Genomic DNA, 20,736 nt, shown 5'->3' with positions numbered 1-20,736 from the left:
GTTTCATTGACAACTCCAATGTAATATCAATTAATTAATCTTTATCACATATTTCAAAAAGTAAGTCTATGCTGCCCTACTTTTCATGTTTACTGAGGAGAACGGAAAAACGGACGGTCAATCAGTGACCCCTGGGCTCCATCACGATTTAATGCTTTCTCAATTTCCGTCATTGCCAACCAGCGATTTTCACACCACAACGGTGATAATAACGTTGGCCTTCTTGCTGCAGACGACACCCGGTGATAAACCACTTCTGGTGGTGTCATTCGGATTAGTTCACTGGCGGTATCAACATAAAACTCCAGTGAAGGTGCTTCTAATCGTCCGGCTTCCCAGGATTTCGCCATGACACTCCCTTTAACAATATGAAGACTGTGTAGCTTAATTCCATCAGTGCCAACATCCAGAACCTGCGCCATCGTAGTGAGGTTGTCCTCTTTTCCTTCTCCCGGTAAACCAACAATAAGGTGGGTACAGACCTTCAGCCCCAGTTCTCTCGCCTTACGGGTAATATCCACATAACTTTGAAAATTGTGTCCCCGGTTTATTTTATGCAGAGTCCTGTCATTAGCGGTTTGCAGACCTAACTCCAGCCAAACTTCATACCCTTGTTTGCGATAACGGCTTAGCAGTTCTAACACTTCATCCGGCACACAATCCGGCCGGGTTCCCACACACAATCCGACAATATCTGCAGACTGCAAGGCATCCTTATACATTTTATCCAGAACCTGAACTTCCGCATAGGTATTGGTATAAGCCTGGAAATACGCCAGATACTTTTTGGCGCGGGTTACTTCCACCGCCCGGTCTTTCAACTGATCCTTTATCGATACCACTTTCGCAGTTTCATCAACAAAAGACGACACATTGCAAAAAGTACAGCCGCCACGGCCAATCGTCCCATCCCGGTTAGGACAACTAAACCCACCATGTAAAGTGAGTTTATGAACTTTTTCGCCATATCTGTGTTTCAGGTCCTGACCTATGGTATTGACTAATTCGTGCAATTGTTTCAATTTTCACACCAAAATGAGAATAAATATCATTCAAAAAAAGATTTTTTGAATCACTATTGTGAGCTTTAAATGGCAATTTTAGTCCGTAATTAAAGGTTTCATTCTGGTAAATATCAATAAAGGGGTGATTTTTCAGCATTTAACACAAAATGTCAGAGAAAAGTAATGGAAAGAACCGATTTTTTTCCAAAAAAAAGTGCGTTTCATAACATTTTCTATTGGAATTCGCTGTAACAAAATTGTAGGATGTTTAGGTTTTCGACTCTGATATTTATCAGTTTTGAAAGATAAATAAAAATAGAAATGACGGTGATATTCATACCCCACCAAATAAAACTCTGAAATAAGAGTAATAACAATTTGAATATCACCATGGATTGTTTTTCTCACAACTTATTTTCCTGTGAGAAACGGAACGGACTCAAACTGACAATCATATGTCAGTTTAGATCTCAAAGGACCAGTCGCATCATATGGCTAAGAGCGTTTGTCTCTTGGCACGGTTGCGTCTCGCACTAACTGGAAGGATGTATCTATGGTAGATAGACAACAGAATTCACAAGGTCTTTACACTCCTGAACTGGAGCATGATGCTTGTGGTATCGGTTTTGTTGCTCACCTGAAAAACCGAAAATCTCATGAAGTAGTAACTCAGGCATTAGACATGCTTGCCCGTATGGAACACCGCGGTGGTCAGGGCTGTGACCCGTGCAGTGGTGATGGAGCGGGTATCCTGTTACAAAAACCACATGAATTTTTACTTGAGGAAACCGTAAAATTAGGCATCACAATACCTTCTTTTGAAAAGTATGGTGTTGGGGTTGTTCTGTTTCCTAAAGATGAATATAAACGCGAACAATGTCGTGATATTTTACTGCGTAATGCCAAACGCCTGGATCTTGAAATTTTAGGTTATCGCGTATTACCCACAGATAACTCCATGCTTGGTGCTGATCCATTAAGCACAGAGCCTCAATTTGAGCACGTATTTATTTCCGGTGGCCCAGGAATTACACCGGAGGAACTCGAACGCAAACTGTATGTTCTGCGTAATTACACCATTCGGGTTTGCCTTGAAAGTGTGTCTAATATAAGTGATGAGTTTTATATTAACTCGATGTCTTATAAAACCATTATGTATAAGGGCCAGTTAACGACTGAGCAGGTACCACAGTATTTTCTGGATTTGCAAAATCCGACAATGGTTTCAGCTCTGGCACTGGTACACTCTCGTTTCTCAACCAATACTTTCCCAAGATGGCGGCTGGCCCAGCCTTTCCGCTATATCGCCCATAATGGAGAGATAAACACCGTACGCGGAAACCTGAACTGGATGAAAGCGCGTGAAGCGATTCTTCAGTCAGAACTTTTCACCAAAGCAGAAATCGACATGCTGCTTCCTATCTGTCAGGAAGGAGCCTCCGATTCAGCAAACTTTGACATGGTGTTGGAACTTTTGGTTCTTTCAGGCCGCTCTCTGCCTCATGCTCTGATGATGATGATCCCGGAAGCATGGCAGGAAAATCCGAATATGGATCCGAAACGCCGTGCATTTTATCAGTATCACGCCAACGTCATGGAACCATGGGATGGCCCGGCATCGGTTTGCTTCACCGATGGTGTTACCGTAGGGGCAACACTTGACCGTAATGGTCTGCGACCATCACGTTATACGGTGACTAAAGATAATTTCCTGATCATGGCATCGGAAACCGGGGCGGTTGATATTGCACCTGAAAACGTTGATTACCGGGGTCGTTTACAACCGGGACGAATCTTCATTGCCGATCTGGAAGAAGGCCGCATTATTTCTGATGAAGAAGTAAAAGAAGAGATTGCCAATTCACAACCGTATGAAAAATGGGTCAAAGATAACCTGCTAAGCTTGAAATCTTTACCTCACGCGGAAACCGGCCACAGTCAGCCGAAACCGGAACGTCTGCTACACCGTCAACAAGCCTTTGGCGTGTCCAGAGAAGAAGTGGATGATATTATCCTGACTCTGGCTGAAACCGGTTATGAACCTCTGGGATCAATGGGAGCAGACTGGCCTCTGGCGGTTCTTTCTCATCAGTCTCAGCATTTATCTCACTACTTTAAACAGTTATTCGCACAGGTTACTAACCCACCGATCGACCCGATCCGTGAACGCATGGTCATGTCTTTAAAGACCTACATCGGTAAAGAGCAAAACCTGTTATCGGAATCACCGGCACACTGCCGGAAAGTAGAACTTGATTCTCCAATTATCTCAAATGCCGAACTGGAGAAGCTCCGGGCAATTGATAACGAACACTTACAGGCAAAAACACTGGATATCGTATTCCAGGCCAGTGGGGAACCAGGCAAACTGGAAAGAGCACTGAAAAGGATCTGCCAATACGCTGAAGATGCTGTTATTGATGGTTATTCCATTATTCTGCTCACGGACAGGGCGGCAAACTCCAACCATGCAGCTATTCCGGCGATGCTGGCAGTCGGTGCCGTTCATCACCACTTAATTCGTCGTGGACTCCGCTCTAAATGCGGTATTGTGGTAGAAACCGGCGACGCTCGTGAAACTCATCACTTTGCTACTTTAGTTGGCTACGGAGCCAATGCGGTTAACCCTTATCTGGTAACCGAAACCATTATTGAACTGCAGCGGATTAATAAACTGAATCCGGAAACACCAGCGGAACAACTGTTCAATAATTTCCGTAAAGGTGTTAATGCCGGTCTGCTGAAAATCTTCTCCAAAATGGGGATTTCTACTCTTCAGTCTTACCACGGTGCTCAGATTTTTGAAGCCCTTGGTATCAGCAAATCAGTTGTCGATAAATATTTCACCGGTACGGTTACCCGGATTCAGGGATTGTCGCTGGATGACATAGCAAGAGAAGTCATTGTCCGCCACCGCGTGGGTTATCCATTACGGGAAATCCCACTACAAATGCTGGACGTTGGTGGTGTTTATCAATGGAAGCAACGTGGTGAGCAGCATCTGTTTAACCCAACGACAATTTCGTTACTACAGCAATCGACCCGTAACCAGAACTACGAACAGTTCAAAGAGTACACCAAAGCGGTGGATACTCAGGGTAATAAAGCAGTGACTCTGCGTAGTCAGCTGGAATTCATCAAAAATCCGGCAGGATCTATTCCTGTGGATCAGGTTGAACCTATTGAAAATATTGTAAAACGCTTTGCAACCGGTGCTATGTCATTCGGTTCCATCTCTTATGAAGCTCACTCTACGTTAGCTATTGCGATGAACCGTCTGGGAGCAAAATCGAACTCTGGTGAAGGTGGTGAAGACCCAATCCGTTTCGAACGCAAAGAAAATGGCGACTGGGAACGCTCAGCGATCAAACAAGTCGCTTCGGGCCGCTTTGGTGTAACATCCTACTATCTGACCAATTCTGAAGAAATCCAGATTAAGATGGCTCAGGGCGCGAAACCTGGCGAAGGTGGTCAGCTTCCGGGCAATAAAGTCGATGACTGGATCGGTGCAACCCGTCATTCCACTCCGGGAGTCGGACTGATTTCACCACCACCACATCACGATATTTACTCCATTGAAGATTTGGCTCAGCTCATCTTTGATTTGAAAAATGCAAACCGTAAAGGCCGGGTAAACGTCAAATTGGTATCCGAAGCCGGTGTGGGTACGATCGCATCCGGTGTTGCAAAAGCAAAAGCAGACGTGGTGCTTATCGCCGGCTATGACGGTGGTACCGGTGCATCTCCAATTTCATCGATTCGCCATACCGGCCTGCCATGGGAACTGGGGCTGGCTGAAACGCATCAGACACTACTGAAAAACGGTCTGCGTAACCGTATTGTTGTTCAGGCTGATGGTCAGATGAAAACACCCCGTGATATTGCTATCGCGACACTATTGGGGGCCGAAGAATGGGGAGTTGCAACAGCAGCGCTCGTCGTTGAAGGTTGTATGATGATGCGTAAGTGTCACTCAAATACCTGCCCATTCGGTATTGCAACACAGAATAAAACACTCCGTGAACGGTTTGACGGACGTGTTGAAGATGTCGTGACTTTCTTCCGGTATATGGCTCAGGGCCTGCGTGAAATCATGGCTGAACTGGGTTTCCGTACTATTGATGAAATGGTCGGTCAGGCGAACAAATTAAAAGTTCGTGACGACATTGAACATTGGAAATACAAAAATCTGGATCTATCTGCCCTGCTTTATATGGAACCTCCCCGTGCTGAAGATGGCATCTATTGCCAGACACAACAAAACCACGGACTGGATACCATTCTGGATCGCAAACTGATTGAAACAGCAGCGCCGGCGCTTGAACGCGGTGAAGCGGTAACAGCTGACTTCCCGATTATCAACACCGACCGAAGCACTGGTACGATGCTGTCGAACGAAATTTCAAAAGTCTATAAAGATAAAGGCTTACCGCAACCGATGAACGTCAAGTTCAAAGGTTCCGCCGGCCAGTCATTTGGGGCTTTCCTTGCCAAAGGTGTGAAATTTGAAGTAGAAGGCGATGCCAACGACTACTGGGGTAAAGGCTTGTCTGGCGGTACGCTGGTTCTGTATCCAAATGCAAACTCAACCATCATTGCCGAAGATAATATTGTTGTCGGTAACGTTTGTTTCTACGGTGCAACATCGGGTGAATCCTATATCCGCGGTAAAGCCGGCGAACGTTTCTGTGTTCGTAACTCAGGTGCAAGGGTTGTTGTCGAAGGTGTTGGTGATCACGGCTGTGAATACATGACCGGAGGCGTTGCTGTCGTTCTTGGCGCAACGGGCCGCAACTTTGCCGCCGGAATGAGTGGTGGCGTCGCTTATGTCTGGGATAAAGATGGTGACTTTGACAGCAAGCTGAACAGAGAACTTGTTGACCTTGACCCTATCGATAACGAAGACAAAGCACTTCTGTCAGAAATGCTAACCAAGCATCAGGTACTCACAGGAAGTGACGTTGCAAAAGCATTCCTCGCTAACTTTGAAGACAACGTAAAATCACTGGTAAAAGTCATGCCACGTGATTACAAACGCGTCATTCAAAAACGTAAAGAGCAAGCTCAGGCAATGAAAGAACAGCAAGCGGAGGCAGTATAATGGGTAAGCCTACTGGATTTTTAGAACATGGACGCGAACTGCCTAAAAAATTAGATCCGTCAGTTCGTATTCAAAACAACAGAGAATTTGTTTTAGACAAAGAATTTGGTGAAAAGATCAATGTCCAGGCATCTCGCTGCATGGACTGTGGTGTGCCTTTCTGTCACAACGGTTGTCCTATCGGGAATATCATTCCCGAATTTAACGATGCGGTATACAGAGACAGCTGGGAAGAAGCCTGGAACATTCTGAGTTCAACCAATAACTTTCCTGAGTTTACCGGACGGGTTTGTCCTTCTCCCTGCGAAAGTGCTTGTGTTCTCGGCGTCAATCAGGACCCAATCACCATCTGTAATATAGAAAAAAATATCGTAGAAACCGCGTACAGGGAAGGCTATGCCAAACCCAAAACGCCCCGTGCACGTACCGGGTTTACCGTTGCGATCATCGGTTCAGGCCCTGCTGGCCTTGCGGCGGCAGAACAGCTTAACAGCGCCGGCCACACTGTGACCGTTTACGAACGCGATGAAAAAGTTGGCGGCCTGCTTCGTTTTGGAATCCCTGATTTCAAATTAGGTATGGATATCATTGATCGGAAAATCAACCTGATGGAACAGGCCGGCATTAAATTCGTTGTCAACGCTCACGTTGGTGTGGAAATTAATGCTCAGCAACTTCGTCAGGAGTATGACGTCGTACTGTTGACCGGCGGTTCAACAGTACCCCGTAATCTTCCGATTCCCGGACGTGAATTGAAAGGCGTCCATTTTGCACTGGAATTTCTGACACAAAACAACCGTCGTGCAAATGACATGGATCTGAAAACCGAAGAAATCCATGCCAAAGGAAAACATGTCGTCGTGATCGGTGGCGGTGACACGGGCTCAGACTGCGTCGGAACATCCAACCGCCACGGAGCAGAGAGCATAACTCAGGTCGAAATTATGCCAATGCCACCGGAAAAACGCCCGGCAAATATGCCCTGGCCTCAATACCCGATGATTCTGAAGACCACAACATCTCATGAAGAAGGTTGTGAGCGCTACTGGAATATTCTGACCAAAGAATTTATCGGTAATGATAACGGTGAGGTCACCGGTCTGCGAATTGCTGATATCCAATGGAAAGAAGCCGCTCCCGGTGAACGTCCGACCTTTGAAGAGGTAGAAGGAACTGAACGCGTGATTCCATGTGATATGGCATTTCTGGCAATGGGCTTCCTACACCCGGAACCCGATGGTGTTCTGGCACAACTGGATATCAAACTGGATGGACGTGGTAACGTCGCTACAACGGATTTTCAGACAAACCAGAAAGGAATTTTTGCTGCAGGTGATATGCGCACCGGCCAATCTCTCGTCGTTCGTTGTATCAACGAGGGCCGTGAAAGTGCCCGTGCCGTGGATGCCTACTTAACTGGCACCACAAACCTTGAAGCAAAAGCAGATTCACTTATGTTATCTGCATAGGTGATTTTTCCCTGGCACGTTTGGTCTCGAGCCGGGGATTTTTGAGATATGACACTCCTTCCGAGCAATTCTCATTGGCCGGCACAATAGTGCCGGTTTTTTTATTCTGATTCTCAGAATTAAAAACAATCATATCATTAGTACATTTTTCTTCGATTTCGTCACAAACATAATAATTATTTTTTATTTTTGATTTTTATCATTCATAAGATGAATAAAACTCTTTTTTCACATTTTTTCACGAATACCTTGATCTTTATTAATATTAGCTATAATTTGATAGATCCTTACCATACAACCATTCAGTTGGTTTGTGTTTTTATCCTTTTTTAACGAATAAAAATTCACATACAAAAACAATAAAGAATTATTAGTCATTTATTGTCTGACAGACGGAAAGCAAAGGGAGAGTTGCAATGACTCTATACGATCCTAGTTTTGAAAAAGACAACTGCGGATTCGGTTTGATTGCACATATGGAAGGTCAAACCAGCCATAAACTAGTAAGAACAGCTATCTCAGCTCTTGATCGCATGACTCACCGCGGTGGTATTGCTGCAGATGGAAAAACCGGTGATGGCTGTGGACTTCTGTTGCAAAAACCTGATGAGTATTTAAGACTCGTCGCACAAGAACAAGGCTGGAAACTGGGAAAACAGTTTGCAGTCGGAATGATATTTCTAAACACTGACCCGATCAAAAGTCAGGCCGCAATAAAAATCGTCAACGAAGAATTATCAAAAGAAACCATGGCCGTTGACGGCTGGCGAAAAGTACCAACCAATTCAAATGTTCTGGGCCCCATAGCAAAAGAATCGTTACCTGACATTCAACAGGTCTTTATCTCCGCGCCTGCCGGCTGGAGAGCCCAGGATATAGAGCGTCGTTTATACGTTGCCCGTCGCAGGATGGAAAAACGCATCATTGATGATAACGATTTCTACATCTGCTCACTTTCAACGCAGGTCATCGTCTACAAAGGCCTGTGCATGCCGGCCGATCTTCCCCGTTTCTATACGGATTTAGCCGATTTACGAATGGAATCGTCTATCTGCCTTTTCCACCAGCGTTTTTCAACGAATACACAACCACGCTGGCCACTGGCACAACCGTTCCGCTACCTGGCTCACAATGGTGAAATCAATACGATTCAGGGTAACCGGCAGTGGGCCAGAGCCAGAGCCTATAAATTTGCGTCACCGCTGATCCCCGATCTTCAGTCTGCTGCACCGTTTATTAATGAAACTGGCTCTGACTCTTCCAGTCTGGATAACATGCTTGAACTTTTTCTTGCTGGTGGTATGGATCTGTTCAGAGCAATGAGACTGCTTGTTCCACCTGCCTGGCAACACCATCCTGATATGGACTCTGATCTCAGAGCCTTCTACGACTTTAACTCCAAGCACATGGAACCTTGGGATGGACCAGCAGGTATTGTGTTATCAGATGGTCGCTATGCAGCATGTAATCTGGATAGAAATGGATTACGTCCGGCCCGGTATGTCATTACAAAAGACAATTTAATTACGCTCGCTTCAGAAGTCGGTATCTGGGATTACGCCCCGGATGAAGTCGCCCAAAAAGGCCGGGTCGGCCCCGGAGAACTGCTGGTAATCGATACAAAAGAAGGCAAATTATGGCAATCCGATGAGATTGACAATGATCTGAAAAGCCGCCATCCCTATAAAGAGTGGATGGAACACAATGTCTACCGTTTAACGCCGTTCTCTGAACAGGGTGATGATAAAATAGGTAATGCTTCTTTTGATAAAGATCTGCTTAAGACTTATCAGAAACAGTTTGCCATGACCAACGAAGAAATTAACCAGGTGCTCTATGTTCTTGCCGATATGGGACAAGAAGCCGTCGGTTCAATGGGAGACGATACGCCCATGGCGGTTCTGTCATCAAAAGAACGATTGATCACTGATTATTTCCGGCAGAAATTTGCTCAGGTCACCAACCCGCCGATTGACCCTCTGCGTGAAAAGCATGTCATGTCTCTGGCGACCTGTATTGGTCAGGAAATGAATGTGTTCAACGAAACCGACGGTCTTGCTCACCGGGTGACGTTTGATTCTCCGGTTTTACTCTATTCTGATCTTCAGCAACTGCTGGCATTAGGCGATAGACACTACAAAAACGTAACTCTGGACATTAACTACAATCCGGAGGCCAAAGATCTGAAACAGGCGATTGTCGATCTCTGTGATGAAGCCGAAGAGCTGACCCGGGACGGAACCGTACTACTGGTGTTGTCGGACCGTAACATTGAAAAAGGCAAACTGCCTCTGCCTGCCGCGATGGTTGTAGGTGCAATTCATAACCGTTTAGTCAATGCACAGCTTCGCTGCGATGCGAATATTATTGTCGAAACCGCAACAGTAAGAGATCCCCACCAATTCGCCGTTTTACTGGGATTTGGTGCAACCGCTATATACCCTTATCTTGCCTACGAAACCATTGCCAAACTGGTTAATGAAGGGGCTTTGGATAAAGATTACCGACAGGCAATGCAAAATTACCAATATGGTATTAATAAAGGCCTGTATAAAATCATGTCTAAGATGGGCATCTCGACAGTGGCCTCTTATCGTTGCTCACAACTCTTTGAAGCCGTAGGCCTGAGCCGGGAACTGGTGGATCTCTGCTTTACCGGAGTTACAACCCGAATCGAAGGAGCAACCTTTGAAGACTTTCAACAGGATCTCTTCAATTTATCCCGTAAAGCCTGGGCAAAACGCAAACCGGTTGAACACGGCGGCTTACTAAAATACGTTCACGGCGGGGAATATCATGCTTTCAATCCCGATGTCGTCAACACTCTGCAAAAAGCAGTCCGCTCCGGAGATCCAAAAGACTACACGTTTTTTTCAACTCAGGTGAATTCCCGCCCCGTTGCAACGCTGCGTGATTTATTGACGTTAAAGAAAAACACCACTTCGGTATCTTTGAAAAAAGTGGAAAAGAAAACCGAGCTCTTTAAACGTTTTGATTCTGCAGCCATGTCCATCGGAGCACTAAGCCCGGAAGCCCATGAATCTCTGGCAACCGCTATGAACCGGCTGGGCGGATTTTCCAACTCGGGAGAAGGCGGTGAAGACCCACGTCGTTTTGGTACCGAAAAAAATTCCCGGATAAAACAGGTTGCGTCGGGCCGCTTTGGTGTCACGCCTCACTACTTAACCAATGCCGATGTGCTTCAGATTAAAGTGGCTCAGGGAGCTAAACCGGGTGAAGGTGGTCAGCTTCCCGGTCATAAAGTCACCGCTGAAATAGCCAGATTGCGCTACTCGGTACAGGGAGTCACCCTGATTTCACCACCACCGCATCATGATATTTATTCCATCGAAGATCTGGCTCAGCTTATCTTCGATCTAAAACAGATCAATCCCGATGCGTTGGTATCTGTCAAACTGGTCTCCGAGCCGGGTGTCGGAACTATCGCAACCGGCGTTGCAAAAGCGTACGCGGATTTAATTACCATTTCCGGCTACGACGGAGGAACCGCAGCCAGTCCGATCACATCGGTAAAATACGCCGGATGCCCATGGGAACTGGGACTGGCAGAGACCCAACAGGCTCTCGTTGCAAACGGACTTAGACACAAAATACGGCTTCAGGTCGATGGCGGACTGAAAACCGGTCTGGATGTCATTAAAGGTGCCATATTAGGTGCCGAAAGCTTCGGCTTTGGTACCGGGCCGATGGTCGCTATGGGCTGTAAATTCCTGAGAATCTGTCACCTGAATAACTGTGCAACCGGAGTGGCAACTCAGGATGAAAAGTTACGGAAAGAATACTTCAAGGGCGTTCCGGAAATGGTTATGAACTATTTTACCGGTCTGGCCGAAGAGGTAAGAGGTTATCTGGCAGAATTGGGAGTTGAAAAATTAACAGACTTAATCGGACGGACTGATTTACTGGACGTGGCTCAGGGCATTACAGCCAAACAGAACAAGCTCGATCTCTCTGCAATTCTGGAGAAACCTGTATCACCGGCCGGTTTACCTCTGTTCTGTACCGAGCCTAACAAACCCTTTGATAAGGCCCCTCTGAATCAAAAAATGGTCGAAGATGCCCTTGATTCTGTTAAGAAAAAACAATCTTTAGAGCTTTACTATAATGTCATCAATACAGACCGTTCAGTCGGAGCCCGTTTATCAGGTGAAATAGCGAAACGTTACGGTAATCAGGGGATGGCAGGCTCGCCAATACGCATTCACCTGCAAGGCACTGCCGGACAATCCTTTGGGGTCTGGAATGCCGGTGGGCTGGAGCTGTATCTGACCGGCGATGCCAATGATTATGTCGGAAAAGGGATGGCCGGAGGAAAACTGGTGATCCACCCTCACCTTGGAACCGCATTCCAGTGTAATGAAGCAACCATTATCGGTAACACTTGTTTGTACGGAGCAACCGGTGGAAAACTGTTTGCGGCCGGTAAAGCCGGTGAACGATTTGGGGTACGTAATTCAGGTACCGTTGCCGTTATCGAAGGAGCCGGTGACAATGCCTGTGAATATATGACAGGCGGGATCGTTGCCATTCTCGGAGCAACCGGTGTGAACTTCGGTGCAGGAATGACCGGGGGATTTGCCTATGTACTGGATGAAAACAAAGATTTTCTGGGCCGGGTTAATGACGAATCGGTCGATGCTCTTTCATTAGACGACTTATATATTCATCAGGAACATTTACGTGGTCTGATTGCCGAGCATCTGGAAGAAACCGGTTCGGTTCATGCAGAGGCTATTCTGGCGAACTTTGATCACTGGATTCCTAAGTTCTATCTCATTAAACCAAAAGCGGCTGATCTCAAAACTCTTCTGGGTCACCAAAGTCGTAGTGCAGCAGAACTTCGTGTTCAGGCACAGTAATAGGAGGGAATCGGATTTATGAGCCAGAATGTATATCAATTTATCGATGTTAACCGGGTTGAACCCGCTAAAAAGCCGCTGAAAGTTCGTAAAATCAAGTTCGTTGAAATATACGAACCTTTTACAAGACAGCAGGCAACCGCTCAGGCCGATCGCTGCCTGGATTGCGGAAATCCGTACTGTGAATGGAAATGTCCTGTTCACAACTACATCCCCCAATGGCTGAAACTGGCCAATGAAGGACGAATTTTAGAAGCGGCTGAGTTATCTCACCAAACCAACAGTCTGCCGGAAGTCTGTGGCCGGGTTTGTCCTCAGGACAGATTATGTGAAGGGTCCTGCACTCTAAGCGCCGACTTCGGAGCGGTCACGATAGGCAATGTCGAAAAATACATCACTGATACCGCGTTTAAAATGGGCTGGAAACCAGACCTGTCAAACGTTGAATGGACAGACAAAAAAGTTGCTGTCATTGGCGCCGGCCCCGCCGGACTGGCAGCTGCGGATATACTGGTCAGAAACGGGGTAAAGCCCGTTGTCTATGACAAGTATCCTGAAGTTGGCGGCCTGTTAACGTTTGGCATTCCCTCTTTCAAGCTGGAAAAAAGTGTCATGACTCACCGCCGGCATGTTTTTGAAGAGATGGGTGTCGAATTTCAGCTCAACACGGAAGTCGGAAAAGACATACCATTGCAGAAGTTGATCGATGAACACGATGCGGTATTCCTGGGAGTCGGAACGTATAAAAATATGCGGGCCGGACTGAAAAATGAGGATGCTGAAGACGTCTACGATGCATTACCTTTCCTGATATCAAACACATATCGTGTCATGAACCTGAATACCGATAAACCGTTCATCGATATGAATGGAAAAAATGTAGTAGTCCTTGGCGGTGGTGATACTGCCATGGATTGTGTCAGAACATCTGTTCGTCAGGGTGCAGGCAATGTCATCTGTGCTTACCGGCGTGACGAACAAAACATGCCAGGTTCCCGCCGTGAAGTAAAAAATGCCAGGGAAGAAGGTGTTCAGTTCATGTTTAATCTACAACCTCTGGGAATCGAACTGGATGATCATGGCAATGTCTCAGGTGTTCAGGTAGTGAAAACCGCATTGGGTGAACCGGACCCGGCAGGCAGACGGCGACCAGAACCCGTACCGGGCAGTGAACATGTGCTGCCGGCTGATGCCGTTATCATGGCATTTGGCTTTCAGCCCCATGCCATGCCCTGGCTTGAGCCCTTCGGTGTCGAACTGGACGACAGAGGCCGGATTAAAGCACCGGCAACACAAACGTATCAATATCAGACAACCAACGAAAAGATTTTCGCTGGTGGCGATGCTGTCCGCGGTTCGGATCTGGTTGTCACCGCAATTGATGAAGGTCGTAAAGCAGCAGAAGGCATTTTGGATTTTCTTGATGTCTGAGTGACAAACTGAGTAAAAGTAAAAAATTCAAAGGTTGCTTTCGGGCAACCTTTTTACTTTCAGGTTATCAGAGTGTTAGAAAAAACATGCTAAACTAGCATCATCATTTCATTATTAATAAGAGATTTACTATGAAAATTGGCATCATTGGTGCGATGGAGCAGGAAGTTACCATTCTGAAAAACCAAATCACAGATCTGAAAGAAGAAAAAAAAGGCAGCTGTACTTTTTTTTCCGGTCATATCAATAATGTCGATGTGGTCTTACTTCAGTCAGGAATTGGTAAAGTTGCTGCAGCCGTCGGTACCGCGATACTTCTGGAAAAATATCAGGTAGACCGGGTGATAAACACCGGTTCAGCTGGCGGTTTTGATTCATCTCTGAATGTGGGGGATGTCGTTATTTCCACAGAAGTTCGTCATCATGATGCAAATGTAACGGCATTCGGGTATGAAATCGGTCAGATGGCAGGGCAGCCCGCCGCATTCATTGCGGATTCGGCTCTTATGCAGAACGCTGAAGAGGCTCTGACAGCCATTGGGGATAAACACGCGGTACGCGGGCTGATCTGCACCGGCGATGCTTTTGTTTGTACTGCGGAACAGCAAAAGGTAATCCGCTCAAACTTTCCATCGGTTGTCGCGGTTGAAATGGAAGCTTCTGCAATTGCCCAAACCTGTCATCAGTTTAATGTCCCTTTTGTTGTTGTCCGGGCTATCTCAGATGTTGCAGACAAAGAATCGCCAATGTCTTTCGAGGAATTTTTACCTCTGGCAGCCAAAAGCTCTTCAGAAATGGTACTGAACATGCTGCCACTCATTAAATAGTCTTTCTATTGCAGGTACATCATGAATCAATTTATGGAAAATTTTTATGCAGATGGATCGCTGCTGGTATTATGGGGAGCACTGATTCTCAACTGGCTTATCCCCATACCGAAACAGTCACATTTAATGGTTCTCTGGCAAAAATTCGGCCTCATCTTATCAGATAAAGTCAACAAACCGGACAGCTATAAACAAAACCTGTTATCCGGAACCCTGGCCAGTTTACTGATGATCGTACCTGCTGTCATTGTCCTTATCGCTTTATCACCTCTGGTATGGCAATCTCAGTTATTTGATTTGGCACTGCTTATTCTTGCCCTGGATCTAAGAAATTTAAGACACTTATCTTCGGAATTGATCGAGTTTTTATCAAAAGAAGATAAAGCATCGGCAAGAACTTTACTGGAAGGATGGTTAAACAGAAAGACAACGACGCTCTCTCTGGTTGGTATCGGCAAAGCAGGTGTTGAAACCGTACTAACCGGCACAGCCCGAAATCTCATCTGCGTAGTATTCTGGTATGGCTGGCTGGGTGGCATCGGAGCATTAACCTTTCGCATTATCTCAGAGCTTCATCACATCTGGTCACCTTCCCGTGCTGAATTTCATCCTTTCGGACTCTTTACCTATAAACTCTTAGCATTGATAGAAACGATTCCGGTCTCACTGTTCGCCGTCTTATTGTTTATCGGCAAAGATACGATGTCTCACCTTCGTTTAATTCTGCAGCAAGCCGCGAGCTGGACATCACCACATATTGGTGCTCTCCTTGCGATAACCGGAACCAAATTTAATTTATCACTGGGAGGACCGGCTCTCTATGAACATCGCAAATCAGTAAGAACGAAATTAGGCGGACGAATTGCTCCTTCTTCATACCATCTATCGTTGGTTCAACGTTATTTAACCCAGCGTATACTGGTCTGGCTGGTGTTACAAAGCATCATTATGTTTGTTATTCATAAAGGTTTTTAAATGCAACTTCGTATTCTGACGGTTATTTTCCTGTTAATCAGCCAGATTCATCCTACGTTCGCAGCGTCCGGTGTTCAGCGAATCATTACACTGTCGCCCCATACCACAGAAATAGCCTACGCCGCAGGTTTAGGGAATAAAATTATTGCCGTTAGTGAAAAGAGTGATTATCCGCCGGAAGCCCAAACGAAAACAAAAGTAGCCAACTATAAAGGAATCAATATAGAAAAGATCCTGACGCTTCATCCTGATCTGGTCATTGCATGGCCGGCCGGAAATCCGGCAAAAGCCTTAAACAAACTTCGTCAGATGGGCATCAAAATATATAACTCGCAAATCCGGACTCTGAATGATATTGCCACCAATATAGAAACGCTGAGTCAGTATGCCGATGACCCTTCAGTTGGCCTTCGCAATGCCCGGAAGTTTCGCAAGCAATTAGCAATGCTAAAAACCCGGTATCATAGTGAACAACGTGTTTCCTATTTTTATCAGTTAAGTGAAAAACCTATTATTACTATGGCAATGGATCACTGGCCTTCTGAAGTCTTTTCTTTCTGTGGCGGTGTCAATATTTTCAAAAACAGTCCATCGCCATACCCACAAGTTGGTCTGGAACAAGTCATTCTTGCGAAACCCGAGGTCATCTTTAACTCCCGCCATGCAGTAAAAGACGCCTCAATGTGGCAAAAATGGCACCAGATTCCGGCGGTCAGTCACCATTTTATATGGACTCTCAATTCAGACTGGATCAACCGGCCTACCCCAAGGACCCTGAACGCAATAAAAGAAATCTGTAACCATTTTGATCAGGTAAGAAAAATGACTAACAGTTCACAGTAATTTTTCGTACAATGCGCGCCTCATATATTTCTGTGAACCCTTAATGAGATTTTGAACTATGCTGCTCTACTTTATTGATCTGTTCGGAACAGCGATCTTTGCTATATCAGGCGTATTGTTAGCCGGAAGACTGAAAATGGATCCATTTGGTGTCGTGGTATTAGCTGGTGTTACCGCGATTGGTGGCGGAACCATGAGAGATCTTACTCTGGGAGCAACACCGGTTTTCTGGATCAGAGACACAACTTATATATGGGTGATCCTGATAACCTGTCTTATCACCATGCTTTTTGTCCGCCGTCCGAAACGGTTACCCTGGTGGATACTACCGGTTTGCGATGCTATAGGGTTATCTGTCTTTGTTGGTATCGGTGTCGAAAAAGCCCTTCTTTATCAGGATTCCTATCTGATCGCCATTCTGATGGGCGTTCTGACAGGCTGCGGCGGCGGCATCATAAGAGATGTATTAGCCCGGGAAGTCCCTATGGTTCTGAGAAGCGAAGTCTATGCCACCGCCTGTATTGCCGGAGGTATCTTCCACACAACAGCTCTGTATTTACATTATGATCATCCAACCGCCATTCTGGCCAGTATGATGTCAACACTCATAATCAGACTTGGAGCAATTCGGTGGCATCTGTCTTTACCAATATTTGCTCTCAATCGATAATACACAAGATTAGAGAGTATTCAGACACTCTTGTAGATTAATAAGCTTACAACGCCGGGAAAGCGCATTTAATGCGATCGTATGTGTCATGGCATCGATGGTTGTACAGCAATCCGCCACGACAGAAACGGAAAATGATTCTGCTGATTTTGACAGCGCTGTGTGTGTTACGCAATTTTGAGTCATCATCCCGAACAAAATTAAAGAATCAGCCGAATAGCTTTTCAGCACAGAATTTAACTCCGTTTCATCAAAGCTGTCGGCATAATGTTTGATAACAACATCCGCATGCTGACTCAGTTCACGAATATCAGAACATATCTCTGCCCCAAAACTGCCATCTTTAAAGAAAGGGGCCTGTTCACTTATCGCAATATGCCGGACCAGAATTACCGGTACCGACAACTCTTCAGCCCGACAAATTAGTTGCTTTATATTTTCCAGTACCTTTTCCACATTCCACAAAGGATACGCACCATTGGCTAAATAATCGTTTTGTGGATCAATCACTAATAATACTTTTGAACTCATCTTTTTCCTCTTATCGAACGAATTGAACGAAAAGCAAGTATGAGCGAAAAAAAAGGGTACAATCAGAGTCTGATATGACAAATTAAGAGCCAAATCGGTCAAAGTAATGACAACTATCACTATCGCCATTCTTCACTATCCTAATGTTTTAAGGTCTGCTCTTTACGGGCTGGAAGAAATGTTTCTGATTGCGAATACTTTCTCCCAGACAGAAACCATTCTAAAACCGGACATTATCAAAACCGAAGCCCTCCTACCGGACAAGCTTTACCATATCATCATTTTACCTCCAGCTTTAAGTGGCTATGAAAAAGCCCGGGATAACGTAATAAAATGGCTCAACCAGCAACATCAGAATGGTGCAGTGATAGCATCGGGGTGTGCCGGTGCCTTCATTATGGCTCAAACAGACTGCATCAAAGGCAGAACGATTACCACACACTGGAATTTAGTCAAAAAATTCAGAGCAGAATTTCCTCAGCAACCCGTTGATGAAAATCAGCTTCTGATTAATCACGGTGATATTATTGCTTCAGGAGGATTAATGTCCTGGATTGATCTGGGACTGGAAATTGTCAGAACCCGCTTGTCCGATAACATAATGAGACAATTGGGGAAAACACTGGTGATTGATACGGCAGCAAGAGAGCAACGTTGTTACTGCCAGTTTCGCCCTGAATTCGGCCATGGCGACAATACCATTATCGCAATACAACATTATATCCACCAATACTTTAGCTCTGTTCTTTCGATTTCAGCACTGGCCGCACTGTTTCATCTTACAGAAAGAACACTGCACCGTAGGTTTTGTAAGGCCACTTCCCTGAGTCCCAAACAATATCAGCAAAAACTCAGAGTCCAGACGGCTTGTGACTTACTGGAAAATACCAACACACCGGTTGAAAAAATTGCTCACTCAGTCGGTTATGAAGATACCAGTGCTTTTCGCCGAATCTTTAATGAACAGACAGGCATCTCACCGAAAACATTCCGGCAACGGTTCAGAGGGGAGACTCAGAATAACCCGACAAACCAGTCCTGATGCTGTTCCCAGAGGAGCTTCAGTGCCATTGCCATTGACATAATGATAACCAGAGGCCGAATCCATTTTTGTCCCTTGGTTACCACAACTTTCGCCCCCATCCGGGCACCAAGAAACTGCCCGACAGCCATGACTAAGCCAATTTTCCAGACCGGTAAACCCGCAACCAGAAAAAAGGTTAAAGCCGAAATATTCGACGTAAAATTCAGAACCTTGGTTCTCGCGGTTGCTTCAATAATCGAAAGACCGCCAAGAACAATAAAGCAAACTGTAAACAATGATCCGGTACCCGGTCCGAAAAAGCCGTCATAAAAACCGATACAGAACCCAACAATCAGAGCAAACTGGTTTTCTGATATTTTTGCCTTTCCCGGCTTTGTCGAAGGTGCAAACAAAAAATACAACGAGATACCAATTAAAAGAATCGGAATCAGGCTGGTTAGTATCGTTGCGTCGATATTCTGGACTAACTCCGCACCGGTAGCGGCACCACAAAAAGTACAAAAAATCGCAAATCTGAGTTGCTTTAAAGAAACCAGTCCGGTCCGGACAAAATAAAATGTAGCAGAAAAACTACCAAACGAACTCTGTAATTTGTTCGTCGCCAGAGCCTGAGCGGGAGGAACACCGGCGGCCAGTAAAGCAGGGACGGTGATCAATCCGCCACCACCGGCAATTGCATCAATAAAACCGGCTAAACTGCCAGCAAGAAACAGCAGCCCCAAGATATCAATAGAAACGTCCATTACTTTTATTTATAACAAGATAAGATGCCGCTCACAGTAACATTAGTGTTATCAATTTGATAGTCAACAGAGCCGCCAAATCATAAAATCTCTTCGGATAACAATAATTCTAATCTGAAAAATCAGCTCAGTTTCATATCGCCTTCTTTTACCCATCCCACTTTTTTCAGATAGTGGTTTACCAGTAAAGAAAAAATGGCCGGTAAAACAAAACACACCAAAATCAAAGCAACCCAGTCCAGACCAGTTATCGCATTTTTTTCACCGGAGGCAATATCCGAAAGCCAGCCGGTATAAACACCAATAGGGCCAACTAATCCACAGGTTCCCATCCCCGAAGCCACTGCAGGTCCATTCATTTTTAACTGAAAAAACGCCGTAGCTAAAGGTCCGGTAATTGCAGAAGCAACAATGGGGGCAATCCAGATTCGTGGTTGTCTGACAATATTTGGCATTTGCAGCATAGACGTACCGATTCCCTGAGAAAGTAAGCCGCCCCAGCGGTTTTCACGAAAACTGATCACCGCGAACCCCACCATCTGAGCACAACAACCAGCCAGCGCAGCACCACCGGCAAGTCCGGTAATCCCCAATGCTGCACAAATCGCCGCACTACTGATAGGAAGGGTCAAAGCAATGCCAATCACAACCGCCACAGTCATTCCCATCAATACTGGTCTCAGTTCGGTCGCCCACATAATTAACTGACCAACCGAACTGGCCGCTTTACCAATAGACGGAGCCAGCCACAACGCCAGAATTGCTCCGGCACAAATAGTGACAAAAGGCGTCACAATAATATCAACTTTGGTTTCTTTAGAAATCAGTTTGCCTATTTCTGCAGCACCGATAGTTATCACCAAAACAGCCAGCGGTCCTCCGGCACCTCCTAAAGAATTAGCCGCTCCGCCAACGGCCACCAACGAAAATAGAACCAGTGGGGGAGACTTTAACGCATATCCGATGGCAACTGCCATTGCAGCCCCTGTCGCCGCTGCCGCATAACCTCCCATGGTCACCAGAATATCAATATCCAGTTTTGCCCCAATCGTCTTCATAATGGTCCCGATCAACAAAGAAGCAAAAAGACCATGAGCCATCGCGCCCAATGCATCAATAGCATACATTCTGAATGACAATTCAACATTTTTCTTCTTCAAAAAAGCTTTAAAACCAGAAGCAGAACTCTCCGGCGATGACATAAACTCCTCCTTAAG

The 20,736-nt window shown here is 45.6% G+C and carries 13 protein-coding genes; 9 read left to right on the top strand and 4 right to left on the bottom strand.

Annotated features, from left to right (window positions below; translation table 11 throughout):
* Positions 1 to 89 precede the first annotated feature (89 nt).
* Positions 90 to 1,022, bottom strand: a complete 933-nt coding sequence (gene mnmL, locus LRQ06_RS10440) for a tRNA modification radical SAM protein MnmL/YtqA (RefSeq protein ID WP_232766267.1) — start codon at positions 1,020 to 1,022, stop codon at positions 90 to 92.
* Between the two features lie 535 nt (positions 1,023 to 1,557).
* Here mnmL and gltB (LRQ06_RS10435) point away from each other — a divergent pair.
* The 8 genes from gltB (LRQ06_RS10435) (at position 1,558) to LRQ06_RS10400 (ending at position 17,200) form a co-directional block, all read left to right on the top strand.
* Positions 1,558 to 6,105 (top strand): glutamate synthase large subunit, encoded by a 4,548-nt coding sequence (gltB, locus tag LRQ06_RS10435; RefSeq protein WP_232766266.1) that lies wholly within the window; start codon positions 1,558 to 1,560, stop codon positions 6,103 to 6,105.
* Entirely contained in the window at positions 6,105 to 7,574 is a 1,470-nt protein-coding gene (locus tag LRQ06_RS10430; protein ID WP_232766265.1) for a glutamate synthase subunit beta, read from the top strand. Before gltB (LRQ06_RS10435) ends, LRQ06_RS10430 begins: the two co-directional genes overlap by 1 nt.
* A gap of 416 nt (positions 7,575 to 7,990) precedes the next feature.
* Entirely contained in the window at positions 7,991 to 12,454 is a 4,464-nt protein-coding gene (gene gltB, locus LRQ06_RS10425) for a glutamate synthase large subunit (RefSeq protein WP_232766264.1), read from the top strand.
* A gap of 18 nt (positions 12,455 to 12,472) precedes the next feature.
* Positions 12,473 to 13,885: a glutamate synthase small subunit GltD family protein gene (locus tag LRQ06_RS10420; RefSeq protein WP_232766263.1), complete on the top strand. Its 1,413-nt coding sequence runs from the start codon at positions 12,473 to 12,475 to the stop codon at positions 13,883 to 13,885.
* Between the two features lie 131 nt (positions 13,886 to 14,016).
* On the top strand, positions 14,017 to 14,712 hold the full coding sequence (gene mtnN, locus LRQ06_RS10415) for a 5'-methylthioadenosine/S-adenosylhomocysteine nucleosidase (protein WP_232766262.1): 696 nt from the start codon (positions 14,017 to 14,019) through the stop codon (positions 14,710 to 14,712).
* Positions 14,713 to 14,733: 21 nt separating this feature from the next.
* Positions 14,734 to 15,687, top strand: coding sequence for a cobalamin biosynthesis family protein (locus tag LRQ06_RS10410; protein WP_232766261.1), 954 nt, complete (start codon positions 14,734 to 14,736; stop codon positions 15,685 to 15,687).
* Positions 15,688 to 16,530: a cobalamin-binding protein gene (locus LRQ06_RS10405; protein ID WP_232766260.1), complete on the top strand. Its 843-nt coding sequence runs from the start codon at positions 15,688 to 15,690 to the stop codon at positions 16,528 to 16,530.
* A gap of 58 nt (positions 16,531 to 16,588) precedes the next feature.
* Complete coding sequence (locus LRQ06_RS10400; protein WP_232766259.1) at positions 16,589 to 17,200, top strand: TRIC cation channel family protein; 612 nt, start codon at positions 16,589 to 16,591, stop codon at positions 17,198 to 17,200.
* Positions 17,201 to 17,209: 9 nt separating this feature from the next.
* Here the strand turns inward: LRQ06_RS10400 and LRQ06_RS10395 are convergent, their stop codons facing one another.
* Complete coding sequence (locus LRQ06_RS10395) at positions 17,210 to 17,731, bottom strand: cysteine hydrolase family protein (protein WP_232766258.1); 522 nt, start codon at positions 17,729 to 17,731, stop codon at positions 17,210 to 17,212.
* A 106-nt stretch (positions 17,732 to 17,837) separates the two neighbouring features.
* On the opposite strand from LRQ06_RS10395, the gene LRQ06_RS10390 reads away from it, so the two are divergent.
* On the top strand, positions 17,838 to 18,773 hold the full coding sequence (locus tag LRQ06_RS10390; protein ID WP_232766257.1) for a GlxA family transcriptional regulator: 936 nt from the start codon (positions 17,838 to 17,840) through the stop codon (positions 18,771 to 18,773).
* Here LRQ06_RS10390 and LRQ06_RS10385 read toward each other — a convergent pair.
* A complete protein-coding gene (locus LRQ06_RS10385; protein WP_232766256.1) occupies positions 18,746 to 19,519 on the bottom strand; it encodes a TSUP family transporter in 774 nt (257 codons plus the stop codon). The two genes, LRQ06_RS10390 and LRQ06_RS10385, sit on opposite strands and share 28 nt — an antisense overlap.
* Positions 19,520 to 19,641: 122 nt before the next feature.
* Complete coding sequence (locus LRQ06_RS10380; protein ID WP_232766255.1) at positions 19,642 to 20,721, bottom strand: PTS sugar transporter subunit IIC; 1,080 nt, start codon at positions 20,719 to 20,721, stop codon at positions 19,642 to 19,644.
* Between the last annotated feature and the right edge of the window lie 15 nt (positions 20,722 to 20,736).

It is taken from the genome of Vibrio salinus, from assembly GCF_021272385.1.
GTDB classification, from domain to species: Bacteria; Pseudomonadota; Gammaproteobacteria; order Enterobacterales; family Vibrionaceae; genus Vibrio; species Vibrio salinus.
This window is presented reverse-complemented; position numbering and strand designations above follow the sequence as displayed.

Coding starts and splice junctions, on each gene's coding strand:
- LRQ06_RS10395 (WP_232766258.1), bottom strand. CDS start 17,731: ATGAGTTCAAAAGTATTATTAGTGATTGATCCACAAAACGATTATTTA.
- mtnN (WP_232766262.1), top strand. CDS start 14,017: ATGAAAATTGGCATCATTGGTGCGATGGAGCAGGAAGTTACCATTCTG.
- LRQ06_RS10400 (WP_232766259.1), top strand. CDS start 16,589: ATGCTGCTCTACTTTATTGATCTGTTCGGAACAGCGATCTTTGCTATA.
- LRQ06_RS10380 (WP_232766255.1), bottom strand. CDS start 20,721: ATGTCATCGCCGGAGAGTTCTGCTTCTGGTTTTAAAGCTTTTTTGAAG.
- gltB (WP_232766266.1), top strand. CDS start 1,558: ATGGTAGATAGACAACAGAATTCACAAGGTCTTTACACTCCTGAACTG.
- LRQ06_RS10385 (WP_232766256.1), bottom strand. CDS start 19,519: ATGGACGTTTCTATTGATATCTTGGGGCTGCTGTTTCTTGCTGGCAGT.
- LRQ06_RS10410 (WP_232766261.1), top strand. CDS start 14,734: ATGAATCAATTTATGGAAAATTTTTATGCAGATGGATCGCTGCTGGTA.
- LRQ06_RS10405 (WP_232766260.1), top strand. CDS start 15,688: ATGCAACTTCGTATTCTGACGGTTATTTTCCTGTTAATCAGCCAGATT.
- gltB (WP_232766264.1), top strand. CDS start 7,991: ATGACTCTATACGATCCTAGTTTTGAAAAAGACAACTGCGGATTCGGT.
- LRQ06_RS10430 (WP_232766265.1), top strand. CDS start 6,105: ATGGGTAAGCCTACTGGATTTTTAGAACATGGACGCGAACTGCCTAAA.
- LRQ06_RS10420 (WP_232766263.1), top strand. CDS start 12,473: ATGAGCCAGAATGTATATCAATTTATCGATGTTAACCGGGTTGAACCC.
- LRQ06_RS10390 (WP_232766257.1), top strand. CDS start 17,838: ATGACAACTATCACTATCGCCATTCTTCACTATCCTAATGTTTTAAGG.